A 20,643-nucleotide genomic window follows, 5' to 3' on the forward strand; every position below is an offset into this window, starting at 1 on the left:
ATATCTTCACCCGGCCTTCCAGCGCGAACAACGCGCTGGGGCTACTGCAAACGAGGATGGAAATGGATTCCGTGGAAATACTAGTACTGCAAGCCAGCTATACCAATCCGGTGCATGCCGAAGCGATTTGTCTGGTGTTGAACAGTTATGCTGAAGACCCGATGGGGGGCGGTCACTCCTTGCCTGCCAGTGTGCTGGAACACCTGCCGGGCGAGCTGGCCAAGCGTCCCCATGCCTTCAGCGTGCTGGCCTTTGTCGGCGGCGAGCCGGCCGGGCTGGTCAACTGCTTCGAAGGTTTCTCGACCTTTGCCTGTCGGCCGTTGGTCAATATTCACGATGTGGCGGTGGTGCCGAAGTTTCGCGGATTGGGACTGAGCCAGCGGATGTTGCAGAAGGTCGAGGAGATCGCCCGCCAGCGTGGCTGCTGCAAAATCACCCTGGAGGTGCTGGAGGGCAATGCGGTGGCCCAGGCGTCGTATGGCAAGTTCGGCTTTGCCCCGGGCGAGTTCGATCCGGCGCACGGGCGCATGATGTTCTGGATCAAGGCGCTTTGATCAAGGTGCTCAGATCATGGCAAAAAAGGGGCGCCCATCAGGACGCCCAATGATCGACTCTGACTGAAGAGCAGGACAGTCAGAGGTGTAACAATCATTTCGGTCTGTAGGACTCGGTCACCTGCGCGGTTTGATCGTCCGGAACCCGCATCGGCGTCGTCTGACTTTGCGTGGCGTTGCCCAACGCCAGTTGTTGGTTGTATCGCAGGGTTTCGTAGTAGTACCGCATGCGTTCGGCTCCGCCTTCGGCAAAGGCGCAGGTGGAGCCAAGTGTCATCAGGACGGCGAGGGTCAACGTAATACGTTTCATGGTGTGCCTCCCACTAATAGCTGTCGGATGCCATTCGTCCATGAATCAATGAATCGTAGTCGAATCCCGATTATCCGCCGATTCCATTAAAAGGGAATTGGCGAGATCTGGAATTTCAAGTCCAGTTTCCAGTCCAGGCTGAGTGCCGTCGATTTATCGGGGGCCGGCCCGTCAGTGCCCGCCAATTGCCGGGCAGGTGGTACGCCTTGGCCAGCTCGGCCTTGCGCGCGCCCAAGAAAAAGGGGCCGGAACCGGCCCCTGAAAAGGTTTACTGCTGAACGACGGCAGACGCTGCCTTGGGTTTCATCAGGCTGAAGTCGATCAATGGACGCTGTTGGCGCTCGTACGGATTGCCGATCAGCAAGGGCCGTGGCTTGAAGCTGTCGCTGACCAGGCTCTTGCTCCGATCCAGTTCATCGAAACTCAGACCGGCCAGGTCGGCCCAGGTGTGGATCAGTTGCGAGCTGCTGTAAGGGCGTCCCAGATCGCCGGCAAAACTCCAGTCATGGGTTTCGCGCCATTTCGGCGAGGCCCATGCCATGAACGGAATGGTGTACATCGGTGCTGTCGGCTTGTTTTCGTTGCGCCCCAGCGTGCCATGGCCAACGGAATCGAAAACGTCTTCACCATGATCGGAGAGGTACAGCAGGAAGCCGTTCGGATCAGACTTGGCGTAATCCTTGATCAGGCTCGACACCACGAAGTCGTTGTACAGCACTGCGTTGTCATAGCTGTTGTAAGTGGGCACCTGATCGTCGCGCACGCCCGACGGTACGCCGTTACGGTCCTTGAACTTGTCGAAGGACGCAGGATAACGGTACTGGTAGCTCATGTGCGTGCCCAGCAAGTGCACCACAATCAACTTGCGCGGTGCCGCGTCGGCCAGGGCCTTGTTGAATGGCTCGATCACGTCGCCATCGTATTGGGCGGCATTCTGGTTGCGGTTGTTGTTCAGGTACACCTGCTCGTCGGCCTGCTCGGAGAAGGTCGTGAGCATGGTGTTGCGCTTGGTCATGGTCTGCTGGTTGGTGATCCAGAAGGTTTTGTAGCCCGCCTGTTTCATCATGCTGACCAGCGATGGTGTCGACAGGTACAAGTCCGGGTTTTCTTCGTCGGCAAAGGTCAGCACCTGTTGCAGCGCCTCGATCGTGTACGGGCGCGGTGTGATGACGTTGTCGAAAACTGCCAGTTGATCCTTGAGCTTGTCCAGTTCCGGCGTGGTTTCCCGCGGATAGCCGTACAGGCTCATGCGTTGACGGTTGGTGGACTCACCGATGATCAGTACCAGGGTCGCGGGCTGGTTGGCCATCGCGTCCTTGAGATTGTGCAGCGGCGGGATCGTGCTGGCGCTTTTGAGCATGTCCTGCATGCCGGCCAGGGTTTCCCGGTAACGGTGATAGGCCACGGCCATCTGCCACGGCACAGCAGGTTCGATGCGACTTTCGAATTTGTCGAATCCTTGCGCGAAACTGCCTGCCCGCACCGTCTGTTTCATCAGGGGATAACCGACCACTGCCACCAGAATGGCGGTCGCGGCCACCAATGCCTTGCCACGGGGCAGGTACACGGGGCGCAGGCGCGTCCAGAGGAAATAGGCAAACGCGGTATGCGCGAGGAATGCGAGCACCATCCACCAGGCGAAGTACTGGGTCATGTACTCGCCGGCTTCAGACACGTTCGACTCGAACATGATGAAGATGACGCTTTGGGAAAATTCCTGCTGATAGATGAAGAAGTAACCCAGGCTCGCCATGGAGCAGGCCCACAACACCACGCCGATCACCGCAGCCATGACGCGTGTTTTTTTCGGGAACAGCAGCATTGGCGCAAGCCAGAGGGCACTCATGAAAAACGCTTGGCGGAACCCGGAGAAGCCCGAGGTGCCCGTCAACTGGATCAGCAGTTGGGTGATGCCGGAGAAATACCAGAAGAACAGAAACATCCAGAGAAGGGCGGTCCAATCGAAACCTTTCGCAGCCACATCGCTGCGCTTAAACCTAAACATTCAACGCTCCAGCCAGAGTTCATCACCGTCAGTCAGAGGGGCGGGCGACAGACGGGAGGCGCACGCAAGAGGTGGCCACGACGTTTAAAGGGCGCAAAGTATTACCAAGCAAATGTGAAAAATTCGTGAGTTGCCATCAATGGCTAAGGGCTACCATGCATCGGAAGCAGTGCAGTGCTGCTTCCGATTCGAGCGAGGGCGTCAGGCGTGGGGGGCGCCCTGAATCACGGGCAAGGGCTGTTGACCCTGGAGCAGCAAGCGCAATTGCGCCAACTCGTGTTTCAACTGATCGCGTTCGTCTTTCAACTGGCGCAATTCATCGCGACGGACAGTGACATAAAGGGTTTGTGCTGGCAGTGCGGTGTGTACTGTGCCCATTGCTCACCTCGCAAATGGCGTGTCTCAACTGTAGATCCGCCCACATCAGCGGCTGATCTACTATCGGCGCCGATTTTGATTTCTTTCGCTCCCGAAGGGAACTTTTTTATTTTTTGCGGTCGTTGTGTCTTCGGCACGATTCCCGACGTTATCAGTCTGGATCGGGCACAATGCCCGGAAACTTCATCCCGACGCTCTGGACTAAGCTTCATTAGTCGCGTTTGGGCTATAACCTTTGACACACTTTTATTTGTAGTAGGGAGCATCAGCACATGCAACTCGGGATTATTGGACTGGGCCGCATGGGCGGGAATATTGCGCGGCGCCTGATGCTCAACGGGCACACCACCGTTGTGTACGACCGCAATACCGCCTTCGTCGACGCGTTGAGCGAAGAGGGCGCCACCGGGGTTGCCGATTTGCCAACCCTGGTCGCTGGCCTGGCCAAACCACGAGCGGTCTGGGTCATGCTGCCGGCAGGCGCGCCGACCGAAGACACCATCGACACCCTGAGCAGCCTGCTCGAAGCTGGCGATACCATCATCGACGGCGGCAACACCTTCTATAAGGACGATATCCGTCGCGCGAAAACCCTCTCGGAAAAAGGCCTGCATTACATCGATGTCGGCACTTCCGGCGGCGTGTGGGGCCTGGAGCGCGGCTACTGCATGATGATCGGTGGCGATGCCGAGACCGTTGAGCGCCTCGATCCGCTGTTCCGAAGCCTGGCACCGGGCATGGGCGACATTCCGCGCACCAGAGACCGCCAATCCGATGATAACCGTGCCGAGCACGGCTACATCCATGCCGGTCCGGCGGGTGCCGGGCATTTCGTCAAGATGATTCACAACGGTATCGAGTACGGAATGATGCAGGCCTTCGCCGAAGGTTTCGACATTCTCAAGACCAAGGCCAGCACCAACCTGCCGGAAGACCAGCGTTTCGACTTGAACGTCGCCGACATTGCCGAAGTCTGGCGTCGTGGCAGCGTGGTGTCGTCCTGGCTGCTCGACCTGACCGCCGACGCTCTGGCCAGCGACCCGAAACTCGATGGCTACTCTGGTTCTGTGGCGGACAGCGGTGAAGGCCGCTGGACCATCGAAGCGGCCATGGAGCAAGCGGTACCGGTTCCAGTACTGTCGAATTCGCTGTTCTCGCGCTACCGTTCCCGTGGGCAAGGCACCTTTGGCGACAAAATTCTCTCGGCCCAGCGCTTCGGCTTTGGCGGTCATGTGGAGACACCTAAAAAATGACCCATGTGATCCGCAGAAAATCCAAGACGGAACCCGCGCCACCGACCACGCTGTTTCTGTTCGGCGCCCATGGCGACCTGGTCAAGCGCCTGCTGATGCCGGCGCTGTATAACCTCATGCGCGACGGGTTACTCGGGGATGGACTGCGGATCATCGGCGTTGACCACAACGCCATCAGCGATGAAGGCTTCGCGAACAAACTCGAAGACTTCATTCGCAACGAGGCGGCCACCAAAGTCGGCAAGGGCGATCAGGCCCTTGACCCGCAGGTGTGGGCCAAACTCGCCAAGGGCATCAGCTTCGTCCAGGGGGATTTCCTGGACGACAGCACTTATCAAGCGCTGGGGGCAAAAATCGCCGCCAGTGGCACCGGCAATGCGGTGTTCTACCTGGCCACCGCGCCGCGTTTTTTCAGTGAGGTGGCGCGTCGTCTCGGCGCGTCCGGCTTGCTGGAGGAAAGCCCGGAATCCTTCAGGCGGGTGGTGATCGAAAAGCCTTTCGGTTCCGATCTGCAAACCGCCGAAGCCTTGAACGCATGCCTGCTCAAGGTCATGACGGAAAAGCAGATCTACCGGATCGATCACTATCTGGGCAAGGAAACCGTGCAGAACATTCTGGTCAGCCGGTTTTCCAACAGCCTGTTCGAAGCATTCTGGAACAACCATTACATCGACCACGTGCAGATCACTGCCGCCGAAACCGTCGGCGTGGAAACCCGTGGCAGTTTTTATGAGCACACCGGCGCTCTGCGGGACATGGTGCCCAATCACCTGTTCCAGTTGCTGGCGATGGTGGCCATGGAGCCTCCGGCGGCCTTTGGCGCCGATGCGGTGCGTGGCGAGAAAGCCAAGGTGGTCGGCGCGATCCGCCCCTGGTCGGTCGAAGACGCGCGGATCAATTCGGTACGCGGTCAATACACCGCCGGCGAAGTCGACGGCAAACCACTGCCGGGGTATCGCCAGGAAGACAAGGTCGCGCCGGACAGCAACACCGAAACCTATGTGGCCCTGAAGGTCATGATCGACAATTGGCGCTGGGTCGGCGTGCCGTTTTACCTGCGCACCGGCAAGCGCATGAGCGTGCGCGACACCGAAATCGTCATCTGCTTCAAGCCTGCGCCCTATGCGCAGTTCCGTGATACCGAGGTCGAAGAGCTTGCACCGACCTATCTGCGGATCCAGATTCAGCCCAATGAAGGCATGTGGTTCGATCTGCTGGCCAAACGGCCTGGCCAGGCACTCAAGATGGAAAACATAGAACTGGGCTTCGCCTACAAGGATTTCTTTGAAATGCAGCCGTCCACCGGCTACGAAACGTTGATCTATGACTGCCTGACCGGCGATCAGACGCTGTTCCAGCGCGCCGACAATATCGAGAACGGCTGGCGGGCCGTACAACCGTTCCTGGACGCCTGGCAGCAGGATTCAGCGGTACAGAGCTATGCCGCGGGTGAAAACGGGCCGCAGGCCGCCGAAGAGTTGCTGGCTCGCGACGGTCGCGTCTGGCATGGTCTCGGATGAGTGAGGTTGCGCAACATCCCATCCGGTTCTTGCTCAGTGACATGGACGGCACGTTGCTGCTGCCCGATCACAGCCTCAGTCAGCGCACCATCGACGCGGTACGCGCGTTGCGTGAGGCCGGGGTGCTGTTCAGTCTCGCCACCGGCCGGCCCCCCAAAGCCATGTTGCAGGCGATTGAGGCCTTGGGCGTCGACTTGCCGACGGCGGCCTTCAATGGCGGCACGATCGTCAATCCGGATGGCAGTTTGCTGGTCGCGCATTACTTGCCTGCCACGGCGGCGCTGATCGCCCTGGCATTGTTTGCCGATCAGCCGGATATCGAGGTGTGGGTGTTCAGTGGTGGCGACTGGCTGGTGAAAGATCCAAGCGGCCCCATGGTGCCGCGAGAGCAGTACGGGTTGGGATACCCACCGGTGAGCGTCGATAGTTTCGAGCCGTTTCTTGCTCGCATCGACAAGATCGTCGCCGCCAGCAGCAACGCCGAGTTGCTGGTTGAGCTGGAGGCGCGATTGTTACCGCTGGTGGAAGGGCAGGCCCAGGTTTCGCGTTCGCAGCCGGTGTATCTGGACGTGACCGCGATGCGTGCCAACAAGGGTGACGCCCTGGCGACATTGGCCGGGTTTCTCGGTGTACCGCTGCAACAGACGGCGGCCATGGGCGATGGCGGTAATGATCCGGCCATGTTCCATCGCGCCGGTCTGTCGATCGCCATGGGGCAGGCCGAGGAAGAAGTCAGACTCCAGGCCGATGTGGTGACGGGCGCCAATACCGAGGACGGTGCGGCTCTGGCGATTGAGCGGTATATCCTCCCTCGATAACCACGCACACCCCATCGTGGGAGCCTGCTCGAGACGGCGGTATGTCCTTCAGCGTCAATATTGGCTGATGTCGCCGCTTCGCGAACAGGCTCGCTCCCACGTTATCGGGGCGCTGTTTACAGCCAGTAGCTCACCGCGTACCAACCCAGGACGCCCATCACCATGGTGTATGGCAAGGCCATCCACACCATCCGTCCATACGACAGGCGAACCAGCGGCGCAATCGCCGACGTCAGCAGAAACAGAAACGCAGCCTGACCATTGGGTGTCGCCACGCTCGGCAAGTTGGTGCCCGTGTTGATCGCGATGGCCAGGGTCTCGAAATGCTCACGGCTCATGTGCCCGGAAAGGAACGCCTGTTTCACTTCGGTGATGTAGATGGTCGCCACGAACACGTTGTCACTGATCGCCGAGAGCAACCCGTTAGCGATGAACAGCATGCCCGGTTGTTGATCGGCAGGCAGCGCCAGCACCCATTGGATCAATGGCGTGAACAGTTGTTGATCGTGAATCACTGCCACCACGGCGAAAAACACCACCAGTAGCGCGGTGAATGGCATCGCATCCTTAAACGCGTTACCGAGACGGTGTTCATCGGTGATGCCGGTGAACGCTGTGATCAGCACGATCACCATCAAACCGATCAAGCCCACTTCCGCCACATGAAAGGCCAGGCCGGCAATCAGGATCAGCGCGGCCGCGCCCTGTACGATGAGGGCTGCACGTTGTTGCGAGGTGCGTTCGGCATTGTCCTCGGCGGCGTAATTGGCCAGCACGGCGCGGACGTTGTCCGGCAGCAAGGTGCCGTAGCCGAACCAGCGCAATTTTTCCAGCAGGACGCAGGTGACCAGACCCGCGACCAGGACAGGGAGTGAAACCGGAGCGACTTTCAGGAAGAACTCGGAAAAATGCCAACCCATTTCATGGCCGATCAGCAGGTTCTGCGGTTCACCCACCAGCGTGCACACGCCACCCAGCGCCGTACCGACGGCACCGTGCATCAGCAGGCTGCGCAGAAACGCACGAAACTGGTCGAGATCGCCATGATGAAGGGAAGGCAGGTGCCGATCATCGCCGTACTCGCCGTCCTGGCGGGGATCGGTGCCCGAGGCCACACGGTGGTACACCGAGTAAAAACCGACGGCAGCACTGATGATGACGGCTGTCACGGTCAGGGCGTCGAGAAAGGCCGACAGGAACGCCGACAAAAAGCAAAACATCAACGACAGCAGCGCCTTGGAGCGGACCCCAAGCAGCAACCGCGAGAACAGGAACAACAGCAGGTCTTTCATGAAGTAGATGCCGGCCACCATGAACATCAGCAGCAGGATCACCGGAAAGTTGTGAACCAGCTCGTCATAGAGCGCCTGTGGCGTGGTCATTTTCAGCAACAACGCTTCGACGAGCAGCAAGCCGCCAGGCATCAGTGGATAACACTTGAGCGCCATGGCCAGGGTGAATATGAATTCCAGCACCAGCAACCAGCCGGCTGCCACCGGACCTGCTGTCCACAGCACCAGGGCATTGAGAATCAGGAAACCGACAATACAAACCTTGTACCAGCGGGGTGAGTTGCCCAGAAAATTACGCGCGAACGCCTGGGCCATCGAGCCGGACATTGGCTGCTCCTTGTATTAAGAAGCGCGCAACTTGCCGTAAGCGGAAGGGAAGATCAAGTGTAGGAAAAATCCAGTGGGCTAAGCCAGGTAACGGGCGACGATCGCCCGATAGTGGCCGTCCAGGGAATAACCGCCCACGACAATGTTTCCATCACGCTGCACGGCCACCGAGGTGGCGGTGTCCAGGCTGCGACCGAGACGGGTGCGAACCCAACCTTTGCCATCGCCAAAGTCTGGATCGAGCTGGCCGTCAGGCGAGTATCGACCCAGCAGAAAGTCGGCCTCGACGCCACCAATGGTTGCGCCGGCTACCACCACACTGCCGTCCGGTTGCGCCTGTGCGGCGGTCCATTGGCAACCGTTATTGGCGATTTCCAGCAATTGCGGCTGCCCGCCGTTGCAGTGACTGTCCGGGCGGCCATTGATGTGGACTTTCAAGGCCAGGCAGCGCATCGGCTCACGACTGCTGCCAAAACACTGCACGTCGCCATTGTCTTGCTGGACGATCCGGTTGACCTGAGCGCTATGCCCCCGCGCCTCGAAACTCATGAAACCGTCCACGGCAAAATGCGTGTCGAGACTGCCGTCCGCGCGATAACGGGCCAGCAATCCTTCTCCGGGGAGGTTGATCGACCCGCCCACAAGGATTCGCCCGTCACACTGAATCTTCAGGCTGCTAAGCCAAGTGTTCATCAGCAAGTGCCTGACGATCACGAACCCGCGGCCATTGAATGTGCTGTCCAGCGATCCGTCGGGGTTCAGCCGAATGAGCAGGCCGGCATGATCGGCCCGTTCGAAGTGATGGTTGGCCATCAGCAGGATCCGACCGTCCGCTTGAACGTCCACATCGCAGGCTTCGGCGCCCGGTACACCGGGTGGAAGCCAGGCATCACGCATACCATGGGAGAGATTGCCTGGCAGACGCACGATGCAGCGACCATTGTCACCGAAGTCCTGAACGGGACGGCCCTGTGGGTCAAACAATGCCAGTGCGGGGAGGGTGAAGTGCGTATTTTCGTAGTGCAGGCCGACGACCAGAATGCGCTCATCGGGGAGCACGCGAACCCTGGTAGCCATGGCTTCGAAACCTTGTTGGAACTGTCCGATGACACTGCCTTGATTGCCAAAGGCGAGATCCGCCGAGCCATCCTCCAGCAGGCGAGCCAGACCGAAGCGACTGCCGCCCGGGGTGCCTACCTTGGCCGCCACCAACAGGCGGTCCTGGGAATCTATTGCGACGTCATGGGCGATGCTTGAAAGACTGCCGGCGAAATAGACCTGGGATTTGCCTTGGGTGGCGAATGCAGGATCCAGTTGCCCTGCATGACTGAGTGTTGAGGGCGAAGCCACAACGGACTGGCTTGACATGCACGCATCTCCTTGCGAGTCGTCCTGATCCGGGAATTGGGTGGCGACTGTATAAGGAGAATATTCAAAACCTGAATGGTTGAATGCACAACTGTCACAACTAACAGGTGGAGGGTCGCTGTGTGCCAGAACAGTGTCTTTTCGAACCAGTGGCAAGCCTGCAATGTTTAAAGGCACACGGGAAGTTCGAATAAAGGCATGTCATAAGTTCAGCTGGCAATGATCAGCCAACCTGTTAACGACGGGGGAAGGGCGCGGATTACCCCGGAGTAATCCGCAAAAAAATATCAATGCGGCATCGACCACGACTGGAGCGTGTAACCTTCGTGGCTCAACTCGGCACGAGCCTGTTCGAGCAGGCGTTCAAGTTGTGCCGGGTCGGTGTAGGCGCTGCTCGGGATCAGCTTGCGGCCTATACTGTTTTTGGTGCGATCGATAACGGTCAGGCTGAGTTCACCGTTGCCGTCCTGTGGCGCCCAGGCCACGCACTGGAAAGGCTGGAATGCGCGGTCGGCAATCAGAAGAGCTTCGTTGATACGGAGCGGGGCGTTCATTGGATGTTCCCTCGGTATGCCCAATCAAGTGATAGGCCGACGGTTGGGCTGACCCTTCGGCTGGTTACTTGTACTGATGCCCGCAAGGGTGGTTCGGGTCACATGCAATCAAAAGAAATTTCAACTTTCTTTCATATACCCGGTTGGCCCGATTCATTTTGAACACTGAATGAAAACCTGGGCTCGTCAGGTATTTTTATCGAAGTCTCTTCTTATAACTAATACCAGGACCGCTCTATAGTCAAACGATACAAGGCCCTGTCAAATTCTTGCTAATGTTACAGTCAGGTTTGCCAAATGACTGTTTTTAATAATTTTTCCTGACTTTGGCGCCAAGGAACAGTCATGAGCGATGCGCCTGCCTTAAGACGTTTACTTGTGGTGGATCCGTGCGACGACTGCCATCAGCTGTTGCCCGGATTACGCTCCGTGGGTTGGGACGTTGACAGCTGCACGCTGGAAAACGCCACCGACCGAACGTGTGACGTTGGCTTGTTGCGTTTGCAGCCTTGGCATCTCGAGCACCCGGACGCCGTCAAAGAGGTGATCAGCCGCAGCGGCACCGAGTGGATCGCCGTGCTCAACCAGGAAGTGCTTCGACTGCAGAATGTCGGGGATTTCGTCTGCGAGTGGTTTTTCGATTTCCATACCTTGCCCTTTGATGTCTCCAGAGTCCAGGTGACGCTGGGCAGGGCTTTCGGCATGGCCCGTCTTCGCGGCCAGGGCACGGTGCATATCGATCAGCCCGAGCACGAGTTGCTCGGTGACAGCAAGCCAATACGCGAGTTGCGCAAGCTCCTGAGCAAACTGGCGCCGACGGAGTCTCCAGTGTTGATTCGCGGCGAAAGCGGGACAGGTAAAGAGTTGGTCGCCCGCACGCTGCATCGGCAATCGTTGCGCCACAACAAACCCTTTGTCGCGATCAATTGTGGCGCGATTCCCGAGCACCTGATCCAGTCCGAACTGTTCGGTCACGAGAAGGGGGCCTTTACTGGCGCCCATCAACGCAAGGTCGGGCGAATAGAGGCGGCTAATGGCGGTACGCTGTTCCTCGACGAAATCGGTGACCTGCCTCTTGAACTGCAGGCGAACCTGTTGCGCTTCCTCCAGGAGAAGCACATCGAGCGGGTGGGTGGCAGTCAGCCGATTCCCGTGGATGTACGGGTGTTGGCCGCGACCCACGTCGATCTTGAGGCCGCGATCGAGAAGAAGCGCTTTCGCGAAGATCTGTATTATCGCCTGAACGTCTTGCAGGTCTCGACCGCGCCCCTGCGTGAGCGCAATGGCGATTTGTCGATGTTGGCCAACCACTTTTCCCATTTCTACAGTCATGAAACCGGCCGCCGTCCGCGCAGCTTCAGTGAGGATGCGTTGATAGCCATGGGCAAGCATGACTGGCCGGGCAATGTTCGCGAACTGGCCAACCGGGTACGGCGCGGGTTGGTTCTGGCCGAAGGCCGGCAGATCGAAGCGCGAGACCTGGGGCTGATCAGCCATCAAACTGTTTCCGCGCCGATGGGCACGCTGGAAGACTACAAACACCGGGCAGAACGTCAGGCGTTGTGTGATGTGCTTAACCGTCATAGCGATAACTTGAGCATCGCCGCCAAGGTATTAGGGATATCCAGGCCGACCTTCTACCGTTTGCTGCACAAGCATCAGATACGTTGAGTAGCGGGGTGTATGGCTGCAGGTCAATGCTCCAATAGCGCGTAGGACCCACGAAAAAGCCCGCTGAAACAGCGGGCTTTTTGTTGTCGCAGCATTAGAAGTAGTAAGGGAATTTCAGGCTGAAGGAAAAGTCGGGCGCGTCATCGGTCATCCCGATGGACAGTTGCGGGACGATCGTCAGGTTATTGCTTGCTGCCAGGGTCATGCCGATGTTGAAGTTGGCCGAGTTGTAATCGCTGTTGGTGATGGATTGCCACTCACCCCCGTCCGGCTTGATCTTGCTCTTGCGGGCGAACTGATCGGTGAACGAGAACGACATACTCATCTTCTCATTCAAGGCGAATGCGATGCCGGCACCGATCTGCCAGGAATCGCCGAGTTTCACGTCTCCTGGCACCTTGGAGTTGACTTGGGGACTGATGTCGCTGAACGAGTCTTCCATGTTGTAGGTATACGCCAGGCTGCCGAACAGCACGGCAGGGTCGAAGGTCTTGACCAGCGAGATGCCCGGGGTGATCGACCAGACCCCGTTGCCGGTCGGCAAGCTTTCGGGTACCGCCAGGTTATTGTTGTTCGGGTCCTCGATCAGCTTGATGCCGTAAGGGTCTTCACCCGTTGGTGCCTTGATGCGCAGTGTGGCGACCGCGTCGGGATAGTTCTCCGACTCATCGAGAAACTTGTAGGCAACGCCAACGTTGATATCGCCGATGGTCGGGTCGCGGGTGACGGATGCATCCGACGTCACCGGGCCTGCGCCACCGGCGCCACCGGAGGAATACGTCGATTCGCGATAAACCACGGGAACGTTGATGTCGAACTGCCAGCGTTGAGCCACGTTGTAACGCGCGGTCAGGTCCAGGGTCCAGTTATCCGCCTTGATGCGGTCGATGTTGATGTTGCCGAGAAAAATCGAGTCCAGTGCCAGGAAGCCGTTGAGCGTTAACGCGCGGGTATCGTAGTGCGTGTAGGTCAGGCCGGTTTCGACGCTGAACTTGCCGCCTCCGAAGAAGCCGCTGGCTTCGTCATACAGGTTGGAAACGCTTTGCGCAGGCTCCGAGTCATCCTTGAGCGACTGGCCGTATGAACTGCCCGTGGCTCCCGACCCAGAGGTGGCCACTGTCTGGCCACCCTTGATCTTTTCCGCGGGGGATTTGGTCAGGCGCTTGGGCGCCGGTGTTGCCGGTGTTTCTTCGACCTGGCGAACGCGCTGCTCGAGTACCATCAGCGCGTTCTGTTGTGCTTCGTAACGTTGTTTCAGCTCCATGAGTTCTTGTTTTAGTGCTTCGACCTGGGGGTCCGGTGCTGCGTACAGCAATGAAGCCGGGGCCAGGCTACTCAAACAAACGATAGCCCTGAACGTTAAAGATCGATGCATGGGTGAGCCGTCCCTTCTGACACGTCTGGTGACACTGAGCGTAGATCAGAATCCGCTGGTGCGTAGCCCTCTGAGCTGGTCCAGATTGCCGCTCAGCGAGCCGGCTGTCGGAACGGTGTCACGCAGCACGACATTGAGCGATGTGATGTTGCGGACCTGGTTGCCGGCGCCGAGCAGCGTCGTGTTCTGCAGCAGCCCGCCCTGGGCCAGGCGTTGTACCGTACTGCCCTGGTTGTTGTTGGCCAGAATGTTGAGTTGTATGCCACTACCGGTCGAGGAAACGCTCATCGAACCCGCACCGTTGGCGCCGGTTAATGTCGAGCCAGCGGCCAATGCCTGGCCCTGCTGTTGTGTGGCTGGTGCCTGATTGGCCTTGGTCACGTTGATATCAACGTTGTTGTAGGCCGTGTTGTAGTCACCGGCAGCACGCACGACTTGTGTGACTCCTCCGGTGCTGTTGAGGCCGTTGCCGCCAGTGACGGTGCCGGTGCCTTGTGATTGCGACGTTCCAGTGCCTTTTTCATCGATCTTCGACACGTAGAACTGTGGCTGGATGGTGGATTGTTGAATCTGCATCGAGGACGTTGCCCCGATCACTTCACCGTTGGCATTTTGCCAGGTGCTGGTCATGGCGATGCCGAAGCTGATGATGCGTCCGGGCATGACAAAGCGGCCGCGCAGGCTCGCCAATTCCTGGTCATTCAGTTCGATGGGTTTGAAAGTCTCTGCATGGGTTGGCAGGCTGGCGGCGAGGCAAGCCACCGCCAGCCAGATTGGAGTCTTCATTGGATACTCCCGGAGCTTCGTGCTCCCTTGTTATTAGAAAAAGTCGCTTTGGATGAATCCGAAATCCATCAACTCGGCGTCTTGCACCGGGTTGAAGGTGTTGATGCGATTCTTGGCGCTCAGTGGCAACGGCGGGTCGAGCAACACATTGGTTTTGTCGTAGCCCTGACCGATGACGGCAAAGATGATGCCGTTCCAGCCTTTGACAAAGTCGTCGACTTTGTAGCGTTTATGACCGAGTACCGGATCTCCGATATAGACCCAGCCCTCATGGACCCTTTGCATGACTACAAAATGTTTGTAGCCACGGATATCCATGAGTACCACCACCGGGATTTTGATTTCACTCAAGGTTTCCGGCGCCACCCGGTAGCCACGGGCGCGCATGCCGATGCTTTCCACGTAGTGCTTCATGTCGAGCATGGAGAAGCCCTGAACGCGGACAAGATCCTGGTCGGAGTGTGCCAGCATGCCTTCGATGATCTGGTCTTCTGTGACGTCCAGCCAATAGGCTTGGCGCAAAATGGTCGCCAGCGCTGCTGCGCCGCAACTGAAATCGGTTTTCTGTTGCACCAGGTCGGCAAATTTACGCTCGCGGATGCTCTGGATCGGCTTGAATACCACCGCACCGCCCGGCAGGACGGACAGCGGCATTTGTGCAGCCTCGATCACACTGGTCACGCAAAGCAAAAATGCCAAGGCGATAATGCGCATGGGGGGATGCCCTCTGGTCATATTGAAAAAAGGCCCCCGTAAGGGGGCCTCCAGAGACAGCATTAGAACGACTGGTTGGAGATGGCCAGCGAGTTGCTTTGTTGGTTGCCCACACCAGCAGCCACGTTGACACCCAGGTTGCCGCTGCCGCCATTCACCGAACCACTCAGGGTTGCGGTGTTGGTCACAGGGTTTGCCCAGCCGGTTGGAGTCAGCACTTGATAGGAGTAGGTGTTGCTCAAATCAAATGAACTGCTTTCGCTGTAGCTCTTCGTTACGTCTTTAGAAGACGCAGACGATTTCTCGCCTGATTTGTCGTACGAGGAGTCATACGATTTTGTGAACGAGGAGTCGTGCGATTTTGTGTAGGACGAGTCGGACGAGTTGCTGTTCGACGTGTTGAGAGAACCACTGGCCGATGCATCAAGCGATGCGGTCAGCGATGCATCAGCAGACCTGCTGCGGGTGTGATCGGCGCCACCATTGTTCCAGGTGACCGATCTGTTCGCAGTTGCCGACGCGTCCAGGTTAGCGTTCAGAGAAGCATCGAAAGAAGCGCTGCTGGAAGCATTGGAATTCGCGCTTCTGGATCCGCTGGCATCAAAGCTTTTCGATCCGCTTGCATCGAAGCTGTTGGAACCGCTCGCGGCCCAGTTGCTGGAAGCGCTCTTGTCTACGCTCAAGTTGGAGTTTTTGTTGTAATTGGAACTGCCGCTAGACGTTTTGGTAAACGTCAGTGTATCCAGGCGGGTAGTCCGATCGGCACCGTTGTTCACAGTCAGGCCAGGACTGCTTTGATCGGCCGAGGCAGTGGCCATCGCGCTGCCGAGCGGTGCATTGGAGTTGGCAATTGCCATGGTGTTTTTCTGTTGGTTCAGGTCGCCACCAGCAATGTTGATCCCCATATTGCCGCTGCCACCATTCCCCGAGCCGCTCATCACCGCAGACGATGTGGTGGAGTAGTTGTCGACCCGATTGTTATTGCCGTATTGCGTGACTTTAGAGTTGGCATTGGCAGTGCCGAACACGAAGCTGTTATCCAGACTGGAGGTGGAGCTGGCGTTTGCGATGGCGGCCGCGTTGTCTTGTTGGTTGCCACTGCCTGCCGCCACGTTGACGCCGACATTGCCGCTGGCGCCAGAGCCGGAACTGCTCATCTCGGCTGAGTTTTGAGTCCCTTCGTTATAGATGCGGTTACCGGTACTGGTCTGGCTATCGGTCGCATTGGCAGTTGCATTAACAGGGATTACGGTTGGTGGAGGAGTGTGATTGCCGTTTTGGTGGTCATTACGGCGATCGTTAGCTTGTACAGCAACAGCCATGACCGCAGCAATTGCGAAAACCAGAGGCTTTAATGCCATCGAAGGTTTCATGGTGATTCTCCGTACTTATTTTAGGTTAAGTGTTGAAACTACCTGTTTGGGTCAATCCGCGACCCGTACGCTAAAGGTGTTGGCCATTCGGTTTCCCACCCCTGCGCTCTGATTCAACTGAATTACCCCGCGGCTACCGGTGAAGGCCTGGTCGCTGGTAGCGACCTGGCGATAGCCTGGTGCAGACTCAGTTGGATCGGAGTTGTTGAGCAGCGTCACGTTCTGTTGCATGAGGACGCTGTCGTCGATGCTTTGCGGCTGAGCACTGATGCTGATACGCACTGCGTTGGCTTGCTGGGTATTGGCGCCCGAACTCTGGTTCACGCCCAGTACGCCGTTGCCGTTACTGAAGGAGTTACCCTGGATGCTCGAGTGCGCATCCATGGCGGGGTCGACCTGGCCGCGCAACCGTTGGCGAATCTGTACCGTCGCACTGGCTCCATGGCCAATGGCGATGGCTCGGGCGTTGGCCTGTTGCTGGAGATCGCCAGCCGCCTGGTTGACGGAGAAGTTGCCTTGGTACTGCGCGCCTGAATTATCGATTTCGGCGTTATTGATGACAGGAGGTTGGGCAAAGGCCGATGTACTACTGCAAAGCAGGGCGATAATCAGCAGCGTGCGATTCATCTCAACGGTCTCCCGTTATGATTCTCAAAGCGCCCAGGCCTTGCTGGACGTTTGAATTGACCATGTTGGCGATGCTGTTGTTGCCCGAATTTCCCGAACGCCCGGCGGGTAGGTTGGAAAGTTGTGTCTGGTTAGTGATATTGCCGCCCAGGTTATTGGTGCCTTGGGCGACCAGGCGTGAAATGCCTGCACCACTGGCGACGCTGGCAAAGTCACCGTCGCTCAATTCGCTCGTCTGATTGAGGATCTGTTTCGACGGGTTGGCATTGGCGGTCGTGGGGTTAGGATCGGGGGCTAACGACGGAGTCACCGCGTCTCTCACCTGGACATCACGTTTGATAATGATGATGCCGTTGTCAGCCTGCACAGGCAGGCAAACACTTGAGCCCAATGCACATCCGATCAGCAGGAGGCTAAAAATGTGGTTATCAAGTTTCCCCACGGCGGCAATTCCTTCTGTAAGTGGAGCGCTGGTGTTAATCAGCACTGCGGGGAAGAGAGCAGAAGGTGTGCCGGTTTTTGTTTTTCTTTAAAAAACAGTAAGTTGTAAATATTTGTCGTGGCGGTCAAAAAAATTTGTATCACCGCTGAGACAAAGCCACGCAAAAACGCCGTCCAGATGGGCGCCATTGCTCGTCAAGGTGGCTTGAGGCAGGTTGTATCAGTGGCTTAACATTTTCTTGCTGCAGCGCTCGGGCCGCTTTAGTTCGAGGGTTTGCGCGGGGGAGGGTGTTTCAGGAATGGACATATGTGACAGGGCGGGGTAGCCCTGTCAGGCCTTGAGCAAGCGTGTCACGGCCTCAAAGGCGGCGTCCTTGCGCTGTTGCCAATCACCTTCAAGTACCTGATAACGCTGGTGGTGCTGCTCAAGCCATTGGCGGCTGGCCTGGAAAAACGCCTGGCGTTCTGCCAGTTGCGGCTGGCACCGTTGTCCATCGTCATGCCAGGCCACGTTTTCAGGGCTCAGCAGTAAATGCATGTCGTAGTGCCGGGTCAGTAGTGCCTGTTCGATCCAGGTCGGGCAAGCGCCAAACAACGTACGACTCCAAAGAATGTTGCTTAAAAGATGCGTATCGAGGATCAGTAGCGACGGTTGTGAGGCGCGTGCGACATCCTCCCAGGTCAGCTGGCCATGTGCTATTGATTCAATATCATCGTAGCAGGTTTCCCGGGCTTCGCTTTCGATGAAGTGCCTGACGTACTCATCGACCAATATGCCGCCAAAGTTGGCGTGAATCTCACTCGAAAGCCAGCTTTTGCCGCTGGATTCCGGCCCTGCCAGCACCAGCACCTTCATGGGCACAGCACCGGATCGCTGCGCCATGAGCGCCAGCCTTGAATGGCCAGCAGGGTGAACAGGCCATACAGGGCTGCCGTCACGTACATCCCCTTGTACAGGAACAGACCGACGAAAATACAATCCAGAACGATCCACAGCGGCCAGCACTGCAAGCGCTTTTGCGCCATCCACCATTGCGCCACGAGGCTGAAGGCGGTGAGGAAAGCATCGAGCCAAGGCTGGGCGGCATCGGTCCAGTGCGCCATGGCGGCGCCCAGCAACAGACTGCCCGCCGCACCGATGGCCAGTCCCGACGCCACCGCATGTTTGCCTAGCCGGCTGACCTCGCGTCCATGATGCGCATCGCCAGCGCGGGTCCACTGCCACCAGCCATAGAGCTGCAATGCGGCGTAAATCACTTGCAGCAGCATGTCCGAATACAGCTTCACCTCGAAAAAGATCCAGCTATAGACAAGCACCATGACCAGACCGATCGGCCAGCACCAGGGGTTCTGTTTGACCGTCAACCAGACGGCAATGACACCGAGGGCGGCGGCAAACAGTTCAAGCCCGGACATGGAGTTTCCTTGGGGGAAGTCGAAGAGGGGGCGGATTGTAACTGAAGATCAAACGATCGCAGCCTTTGGCGGCGCCTCACAGGGTGACGTTTACCCTGCAGGCGCTGCCAGAGGCACGGATCGTGTTCGGACGATCTTTTTCGAATTAAACCCGGAACTGCCTGAGCAAACCGTTCAATTGCTCGCTCAATTCCTTCAGTCTCAGGCTCGCCTTGCTGGATTGTTCAGCCGCCAGCGCGGTGCTGTGGGACAACCCGGCGGCTTGGGTGACGTTCTGGTTGATGTCTTCGACCACATGGGCCTGTTGCAGGGTGGCGCTGGCGATGGACGCATTCAGGCCGTTGAGGTTGCGCAACGCCTGGCCGATGGCATTCAGACTTGTCCCGGCCAGACCCGCCTGTTCGATGGTCAGCTGCGAAGCCCGGCTACTGTCGCCAATCACCTTGACCGCCGCCTCGGAATGACTTTGCAGTTGTTCGATCATCGACTGGATTTCCGCCGTGGACTTCTGGGTCCGCTGGGCCAAAAGGCGAACCTCGTCGGCTACCACCGCGAAACCCCGACCTTGCTCGCCAGCCCTTGCTGCCTCGATGGCGGCGTTGAGAGCCAGCAGGTTGGTCTGATCGGCAATCGAGCGGATCACTTCCAGCACGCTGCCGATCTGTGTGCTTTCGGTGGCCAGGGTGCGGATCACGTCCACGGCCTGATTGATGGTGCATGACAGCGTGTCGATCTGCTGCAGGCTGCCATCAATGTTGACCTGGCCTTGTTGGGCCTGAGCTTCGGCATCGCGCATTTCGCTGGCGGCATGTTCGGCATTCTTTGCCACATCCTGCACGCCGGACGTCACTTCATTGATCGCCGTGGCCACCCGTTCCATCTGCTGCGACTGTTGCTGGCTGCGTTGCTGGGCCTGGGTCGCGTCGTTGCCCAATTCGCTGGACGATTGGCCTAGCGCACTGGCACAGACCTGCAGTTCACCGATGACCTGGCGCAATTTGGCGGTAAAGGCATTGAAGTGCCGGGCCAATTGTGTGACTTCATCCTGACCGTGGGTGTCGAGGCTGCGGGTCAAATCGCTTTCACCACTGGCGATATTGGCCATCGCGTGGACGGTTTCCTGAAGCGGGCGAACGATGCTACGGGCGATGAGGATCACCAGTGCCGCCATGATCAGCGCGATTGCAAAGCCAATGACCGAGGCTTTCCAGAACTGACCATAGAATTCGGCTTGCATGTCATCGATGTACACGCCCGAGCCGATCATCCAGCCCCAGGGCTCGAAGAGTTTGACGTAGGAGGTTTTTCCCACGGGCTCGCTGGCACCGGGTTTTGGCCAGCGGTAATTGATGATCCCGGCGCCCTTGCTCCTGGCCACCGTGACCATCTCATTGAATATCGCAACACCGTCGGGGTCGCGGATCGCCGAGAGATTCTGGCCGTCCAGCTTGGGGTTGGCCGGGTGCATGATCATCACCGGCGTCAGATCGTTGATCCAGAAGTAATCGTTCTGGTCGTAACGCAGTCCGCGAACGGCTGTCAGCGCCTGTTTCTGCGCGGCTTCGCGGGTGAGCGTGCCGGCGGTTTCCAGGTCGTGATAGTAAGTGAGGATGCCACTGGCGGTTTGCACCACATGCTGGGTTTTCTGTGCCTTGGCGACATACAAGTCATCGTGAATCTGCTTGAGCATCAAGACACCCAAGGCCAGCAGCATCATGACGGCCACGACCAGGATGAGCCACAAGCGCCGGCTGATCGACATATTGCGCAAGCTGTTCATAACGTGGTGCTCCGTTTTCTTGTTCTTGTAATGAATGATCGCCAGCATTCGGCCAGGCCCGATAACGCGAAAGCACTTATC

Annotated in this window: 20 protein-coding genes; 5 read left to right on the forward strand and 15 right to left on the reverse strand. The window is 58.0% G+C overall.

What is annotated here, in order from left to right; all coding sequences use genetic code 11:
* Positions 1 to 62 precede the first annotated feature (62 nt).
* Positions 63 to 554 (forward strand): GNAT family N-acetyltransferase, encoded by a 492-nt coding sequence (locus GQ39_RS07145; RefSeq protein ID WP_047528534.1) that lies wholly within the window; start codon positions 63 to 65, stop codon positions 552 to 554.
* Positions 555 to 648: 94 nt separating this feature from the next.
* Here GQ39_RS07145 and GQ39_RS07150 read toward each other — a convergent pair whose 3' ends face one another.
* The 3 genes from GQ39_RS07150 to GQ39_RS32975 all read right to left on the reverse strand — a co-directional run bounded on the left by GQ39_RS07150 (position 649) and on the right by GQ39_RS32975 (position 3,247).
* The gene (locus GQ39_RS07150; RefSeq protein WP_047528535.1) at positions 649 to 864 is read right to left on the reverse strand and encodes a hypothetical protein; all 216 of its coding nucleotides are present in this window, start codon (positions 862 to 864) and stop codon (positions 649 to 651) included.
* Positions 865 to 1,132: 268 nt separating this feature from the next.
* Positions 1,133 to 2,869, reverse strand: a complete 1,737-nt coding sequence (locus GQ39_RS07155; RefSeq protein WP_047528536.1) for a phosphoethanolamine transferase CptA — start codon at positions 2,867 to 2,869, stop codon at positions 1,133 to 1,135.
* A 201-nt stretch (positions 2,870 to 3,070) separates the two neighbouring features.
* Positions 3,071 to 3,247 carry a DUF6026 family protein gene (locus tag GQ39_RS32975; RefSeq protein WP_167361822.1) on the reverse strand — a complete coding sequence of 59 codons (177 nt, stop codon included), beginning with the start codon at positions 3,245 to 3,247 and terminating at the stop codon, positions 3,071 to 3,073.
* Positions 3,248 to 3,495: 248 nt separating this feature from the next.
* On the opposite strand from GQ39_RS32975, the gene gnd reads away from it, so the two are divergent.
* From gnd to GQ39_RS07170, 3 genes are read left to right on the forward strand one after another with little or no spacing between them, the layout of a single operon-like run.
* Positions 3,496 to 4,500 carry a phosphogluconate dehydrogenase (NAD(+)-dependent, decarboxylating) gene (gnd, locus tag GQ39_RS07160; protein ID WP_330218079.1) on the forward strand — a complete coding sequence of 335 codons (1,005 nt, stop codon included), beginning with the start codon at positions 3,496 to 3,498 and terminating at the stop codon, positions 4,498 to 4,500.
* Positions 4,497 to 6,020, forward strand: coding sequence for a glucose-6-phosphate dehydrogenase (zwf, locus tag GQ39_RS07165; protein WP_047528539.1), 1,524 nt, complete (start codon positions 4,497 to 4,499; stop codon positions 6,018 to 6,020). Before gnd ends, zwf begins: the two co-directional genes overlap by 4 nt.
* Entirely contained in the window at positions 6,017 to 6,838 is an 822-nt protein-coding gene (locus tag GQ39_RS07170; RefSeq protein WP_047528541.1) for a Cof-type HAD-IIB family hydrolase, read from the forward strand. The genes zwf and GQ39_RS07170 overlap by 4 nt, the downstream gene beginning before the upstream one ends.
* Positions 6,839 to 6,954: 116 nt before the next feature.
* On the opposite strand, the gene nhaB is transcribed toward GQ39_RS07170, so the two are convergent.
* The 3 genes from nhaB to GQ39_RS07185 all read right to left on the reverse strand — a co-directional run bounded on the left by nhaB (position 6,955) and on the right by GQ39_RS07185 (position 10,379).
* Complete coding sequence (gene nhaB, locus GQ39_RS07175; RefSeq protein WP_047528542.1) at positions 6,955 to 8,457, reverse strand: sodium/proton antiporter NhaB; 1,503 nt, start codon at positions 8,455 to 8,457, stop codon at positions 6,955 to 6,957.
* Positions 8,458 to 8,535: 78 nt separating this feature from the next.
* Positions 8,536 to 9,825, reverse strand: coding sequence for a hypothetical protein (locus GQ39_RS07180; protein WP_047528544.1), 1,290 nt, complete (start codon positions 9,823 to 9,825; stop codon positions 8,536 to 8,538).
* A 287-nt stretch (positions 9,826 to 10,112) separates the two neighbouring features.
* Positions 10,113 to 10,379: a hypothetical protein gene (locus GQ39_RS07185; RefSeq protein ID WP_047528546.1), complete on the reverse strand. Its 267-nt coding sequence runs from the start codon at positions 10,377 to 10,379 to the stop codon at positions 10,113 to 10,115.
* A 345-nt stretch (positions 10,380 to 10,724) separates the two neighbouring features.
* On the opposite strand from GQ39_RS07185, the gene GQ39_RS07190 reads away from it, so the two are divergent.
* Complete coding sequence (locus tag GQ39_RS07190) at positions 10,725 to 12,050, forward strand: sigma-54 dependent transcriptional regulator (protein WP_047528548.1); 1,326 nt, start codon at positions 10,725 to 10,727, stop codon at positions 12,048 to 12,050.
* Between the two features lie 94 nt (positions 12,051 to 12,144).
* Here GQ39_RS07190 and GQ39_RS07195 read toward each other — a convergent pair whose 3' ends face one another.
* The 9 genes from GQ39_RS07195 to GQ39_RS07235 all read right to left on the reverse strand — a co-directional run bounded on the left by GQ39_RS07195 (position 12,145) and on the right by GQ39_RS07235 (position 20,562).
* On the reverse strand, positions 12,145 to 13,425 hold the full coding sequence (locus tag GQ39_RS07195) for a hypothetical protein (RefSeq protein WP_047528551.1): 1,281 nt from the start codon (positions 13,423 to 13,425) through the stop codon (positions 12,145 to 12,147).
* A 45-nt stretch (positions 13,426 to 13,470) separates the two neighbouring features.
* Positions 13,471 to 14,211 (reverse strand): hypothetical protein, encoded by a 741-nt coding sequence (locus GQ39_RS07200; protein ID WP_047528552.1) that lies wholly within the window; start codon positions 14,209 to 14,211, stop codon positions 13,471 to 13,473.
* Positions 14,212 to 14,244: 33 nt separating this feature from the next.
* Positions 14,245 to 14,925, reverse strand: coding sequence for a C39 family peptidase (locus GQ39_RS07205; RefSeq protein ID WP_047528553.1), 681 nt, complete (start codon positions 14,923 to 14,925; stop codon positions 14,245 to 14,247).
* A gap of 62 nt (positions 14,926 to 14,987) precedes the next feature.
* Entirely contained in the window at positions 14,988 to 16,298 is a 1,311-nt protein-coding gene (locus tag GQ39_RS07210) for a hypothetical protein (protein WP_047528554.1), read from the reverse strand.
* 51 nt (positions 16,299 to 16,349) lie between these two features.
* Entirely contained in the window at positions 16,350 to 16,925 is a 576-nt protein-coding gene (locus tag GQ39_RS07215) for a hypothetical protein (protein ID WP_047528555.1), read from the reverse strand.
* A gap of 1 nt (position 16,926) precedes the next feature.
* On the reverse strand, positions 16,927 to 17,367 hold the full coding sequence (locus GQ39_RS07220) for a hypothetical protein (protein WP_047528557.1): 441 nt from the start codon (positions 17,365 to 17,367) through the stop codon (positions 16,927 to 16,929).
* Between the two features lie 330 nt (positions 17,368 to 17,697).
* Positions 17,698 to 18,222 carry an AAA family ATPase gene (locus tag GQ39_RS07225; RefSeq protein ID WP_047528558.1) on the reverse strand — a complete coding sequence of 175 codons (525 nt, stop codon included), beginning with the start codon at positions 18,220 to 18,222 and terminating at the stop codon, positions 17,698 to 17,700.
* Positions 18,219 to 18,782 carry a nicotinamide riboside transporter PnuC gene (pnuC, locus tag GQ39_RS07230; RefSeq protein ID WP_047528559.1) on the reverse strand — a complete coding sequence of 188 codons (564 nt, stop codon included), beginning with the start codon at positions 18,780 to 18,782 and terminating at the stop codon, positions 18,219 to 18,221. The genes GQ39_RS07225 and pnuC overlap by 4 nt, the downstream gene beginning before the upstream one ends.
* 145 nt (positions 18,783 to 18,927) lie before the next feature.
* Positions 18,928 to 20,562: a methyl-accepting chemotaxis protein gene (locus tag GQ39_RS07235; RefSeq protein WP_047538519.1), complete on the reverse strand. Its 1,635-nt coding sequence runs from the start codon at positions 20,560 to 20,562 to the stop codon at positions 18,928 to 18,930.
* Positions 20,563 to 20,643: the final 81 nt, after the last annotated feature.

It is taken from the genome of Pseudomonas sp. 11/12A, assembly GCF_000800055.1.
GTDB classification, from domain to species: Bacteria; Pseudomonadota; Gammaproteobacteria; order Pseudomonadales; family Pseudomonadaceae; genus Aquipseudomonas; species Aquipseudomonas mohnii.

What these genes read in the sequence shown, in the direction of transcription:
- GQ39_RS07225 (WP_047528558.1), bottom strand. Translation starts at nt 18,222, where the DNA reads ATGAAGGTGCTGGTGCTGGCAGGGCCGGAATCCAGCGGCAAAAGCTGG.
- nhaB (WP_047528542.1), bottom strand. Translation starts at nt 8,457, where the DNA reads ATGTCCGGCTCGATGGCCCAGGCGTTCGCGCGTAATTTTCTGGGCAAC.
- GQ39_RS07180 (WP_047528544.1), bottom strand. Translation starts at nt 9,825, where the DNA reads ATGTCAAGCCAGTCCGTTGTGGCTTCGCCCTCAACACTCAGTCATGCA.
- GQ39_RS07185 (WP_047528546.1), bottom strand. Translation starts at nt 10,379, where the DNA reads ATGAACGCCCCGCTCCGTATCAACGAAGCTCTTCTGATTGCCGACCGC.
- GQ39_RS07190 (WP_047528548.1), top strand. Translation starts at nt 10,725, where the DNA reads ATGAGCGATGCGCCTGCCTTAAGACGTTTACTTGTGGTGGATCCGTGC.
- GQ39_RS07215 (WP_047528555.1), bottom strand. Translation starts at nt 16,925, where the DNA reads ATGAATCGCACGCTGCTGATTATCGCCCTGCTTTGCAGTAGTACATCG.
- GQ39_RS07235 (WP_047538519.1), bottom strand. Translation starts at nt 20,562, where the DNA reads ATGAACAGCTTGCGCAATATGTCGATCAGCCGGCGCTTGTGGCTCATC.
- GQ39_RS07170 (WP_047528541.1), top strand. Translation starts at nt 6,017, where the DNA reads ATGAGTGAGGTTGCGCAACATCCCATCCGGTTCTTGCTCAGTGACATG.
- GQ39_RS07200 (WP_047528552.1), bottom strand. Translation starts at nt 14,211, where the DNA reads ATGAAGACTCCAATCTGGCTGGCGGTGGCTTGCCTCGCCGCCAGCCTG.
- GQ39_RS07210 (WP_047528554.1), bottom strand. Translation starts at nt 16,298, where the DNA reads ATGAAACCTTCGATGGCATTAAAGCCTCTGGTTTTCGCAATTGCTGCG.
- GQ39_RS07150 (WP_047528535.1), bottom strand. Translation starts at nt 864, where the DNA reads ATGAAACGTATTACGTTGACCCTCGCCGTCCTGATGACACTTGGCTCC.
- zwf (WP_047528539.1), top strand. Translation starts at nt 4,497, where the DNA reads ATGACCCATGTGATCCGCAGAAAATCCAAGACGGAACCCGCGCCACCG.
- GQ39_RS32975 (WP_167361822.1), bottom strand. Translation starts at nt 3,247, where the DNA reads ATGGGCACAGTACACACCGCACTGCCAGCACAAACCCTTTATGTCACT.
- pnuC (WP_047528559.1), bottom strand. Translation starts at nt 18,782, where the DNA reads ATGTCCGGGCTTGAACTGTTTGCCGCCGCCCTCGGTGTCATTGCCGTC.
- GQ39_RS07205 (WP_047528553.1), bottom strand. Translation starts at nt 14,925, where the DNA reads ATGCGCATTATCGCCTTGGCATTTTTGCTTTGCGTGACCAGTGTGATC.
- GQ39_RS07155 (WP_047528536.1), bottom strand. Translation starts at nt 2,869, where the DNA reads ATGTTTAGGTTTAAGCGCAGCGATGTGGCTGCGAAAGGTTTCGATTGG.
- GQ39_RS07145 (WP_047528534.1), top strand. Translation starts at nt 63, where the DNA reads ATGGATTCCGTGGAAATACTAGTACTGCAAGCCAGCTATACCAATCCG.
- GQ39_RS07195 (WP_047528551.1), bottom strand. Translation starts at nt 13,425, where the DNA reads ATGCATCGATCTTTAACGTTCAGGGCTATCGTTTGTTTGAGTAGCCTG.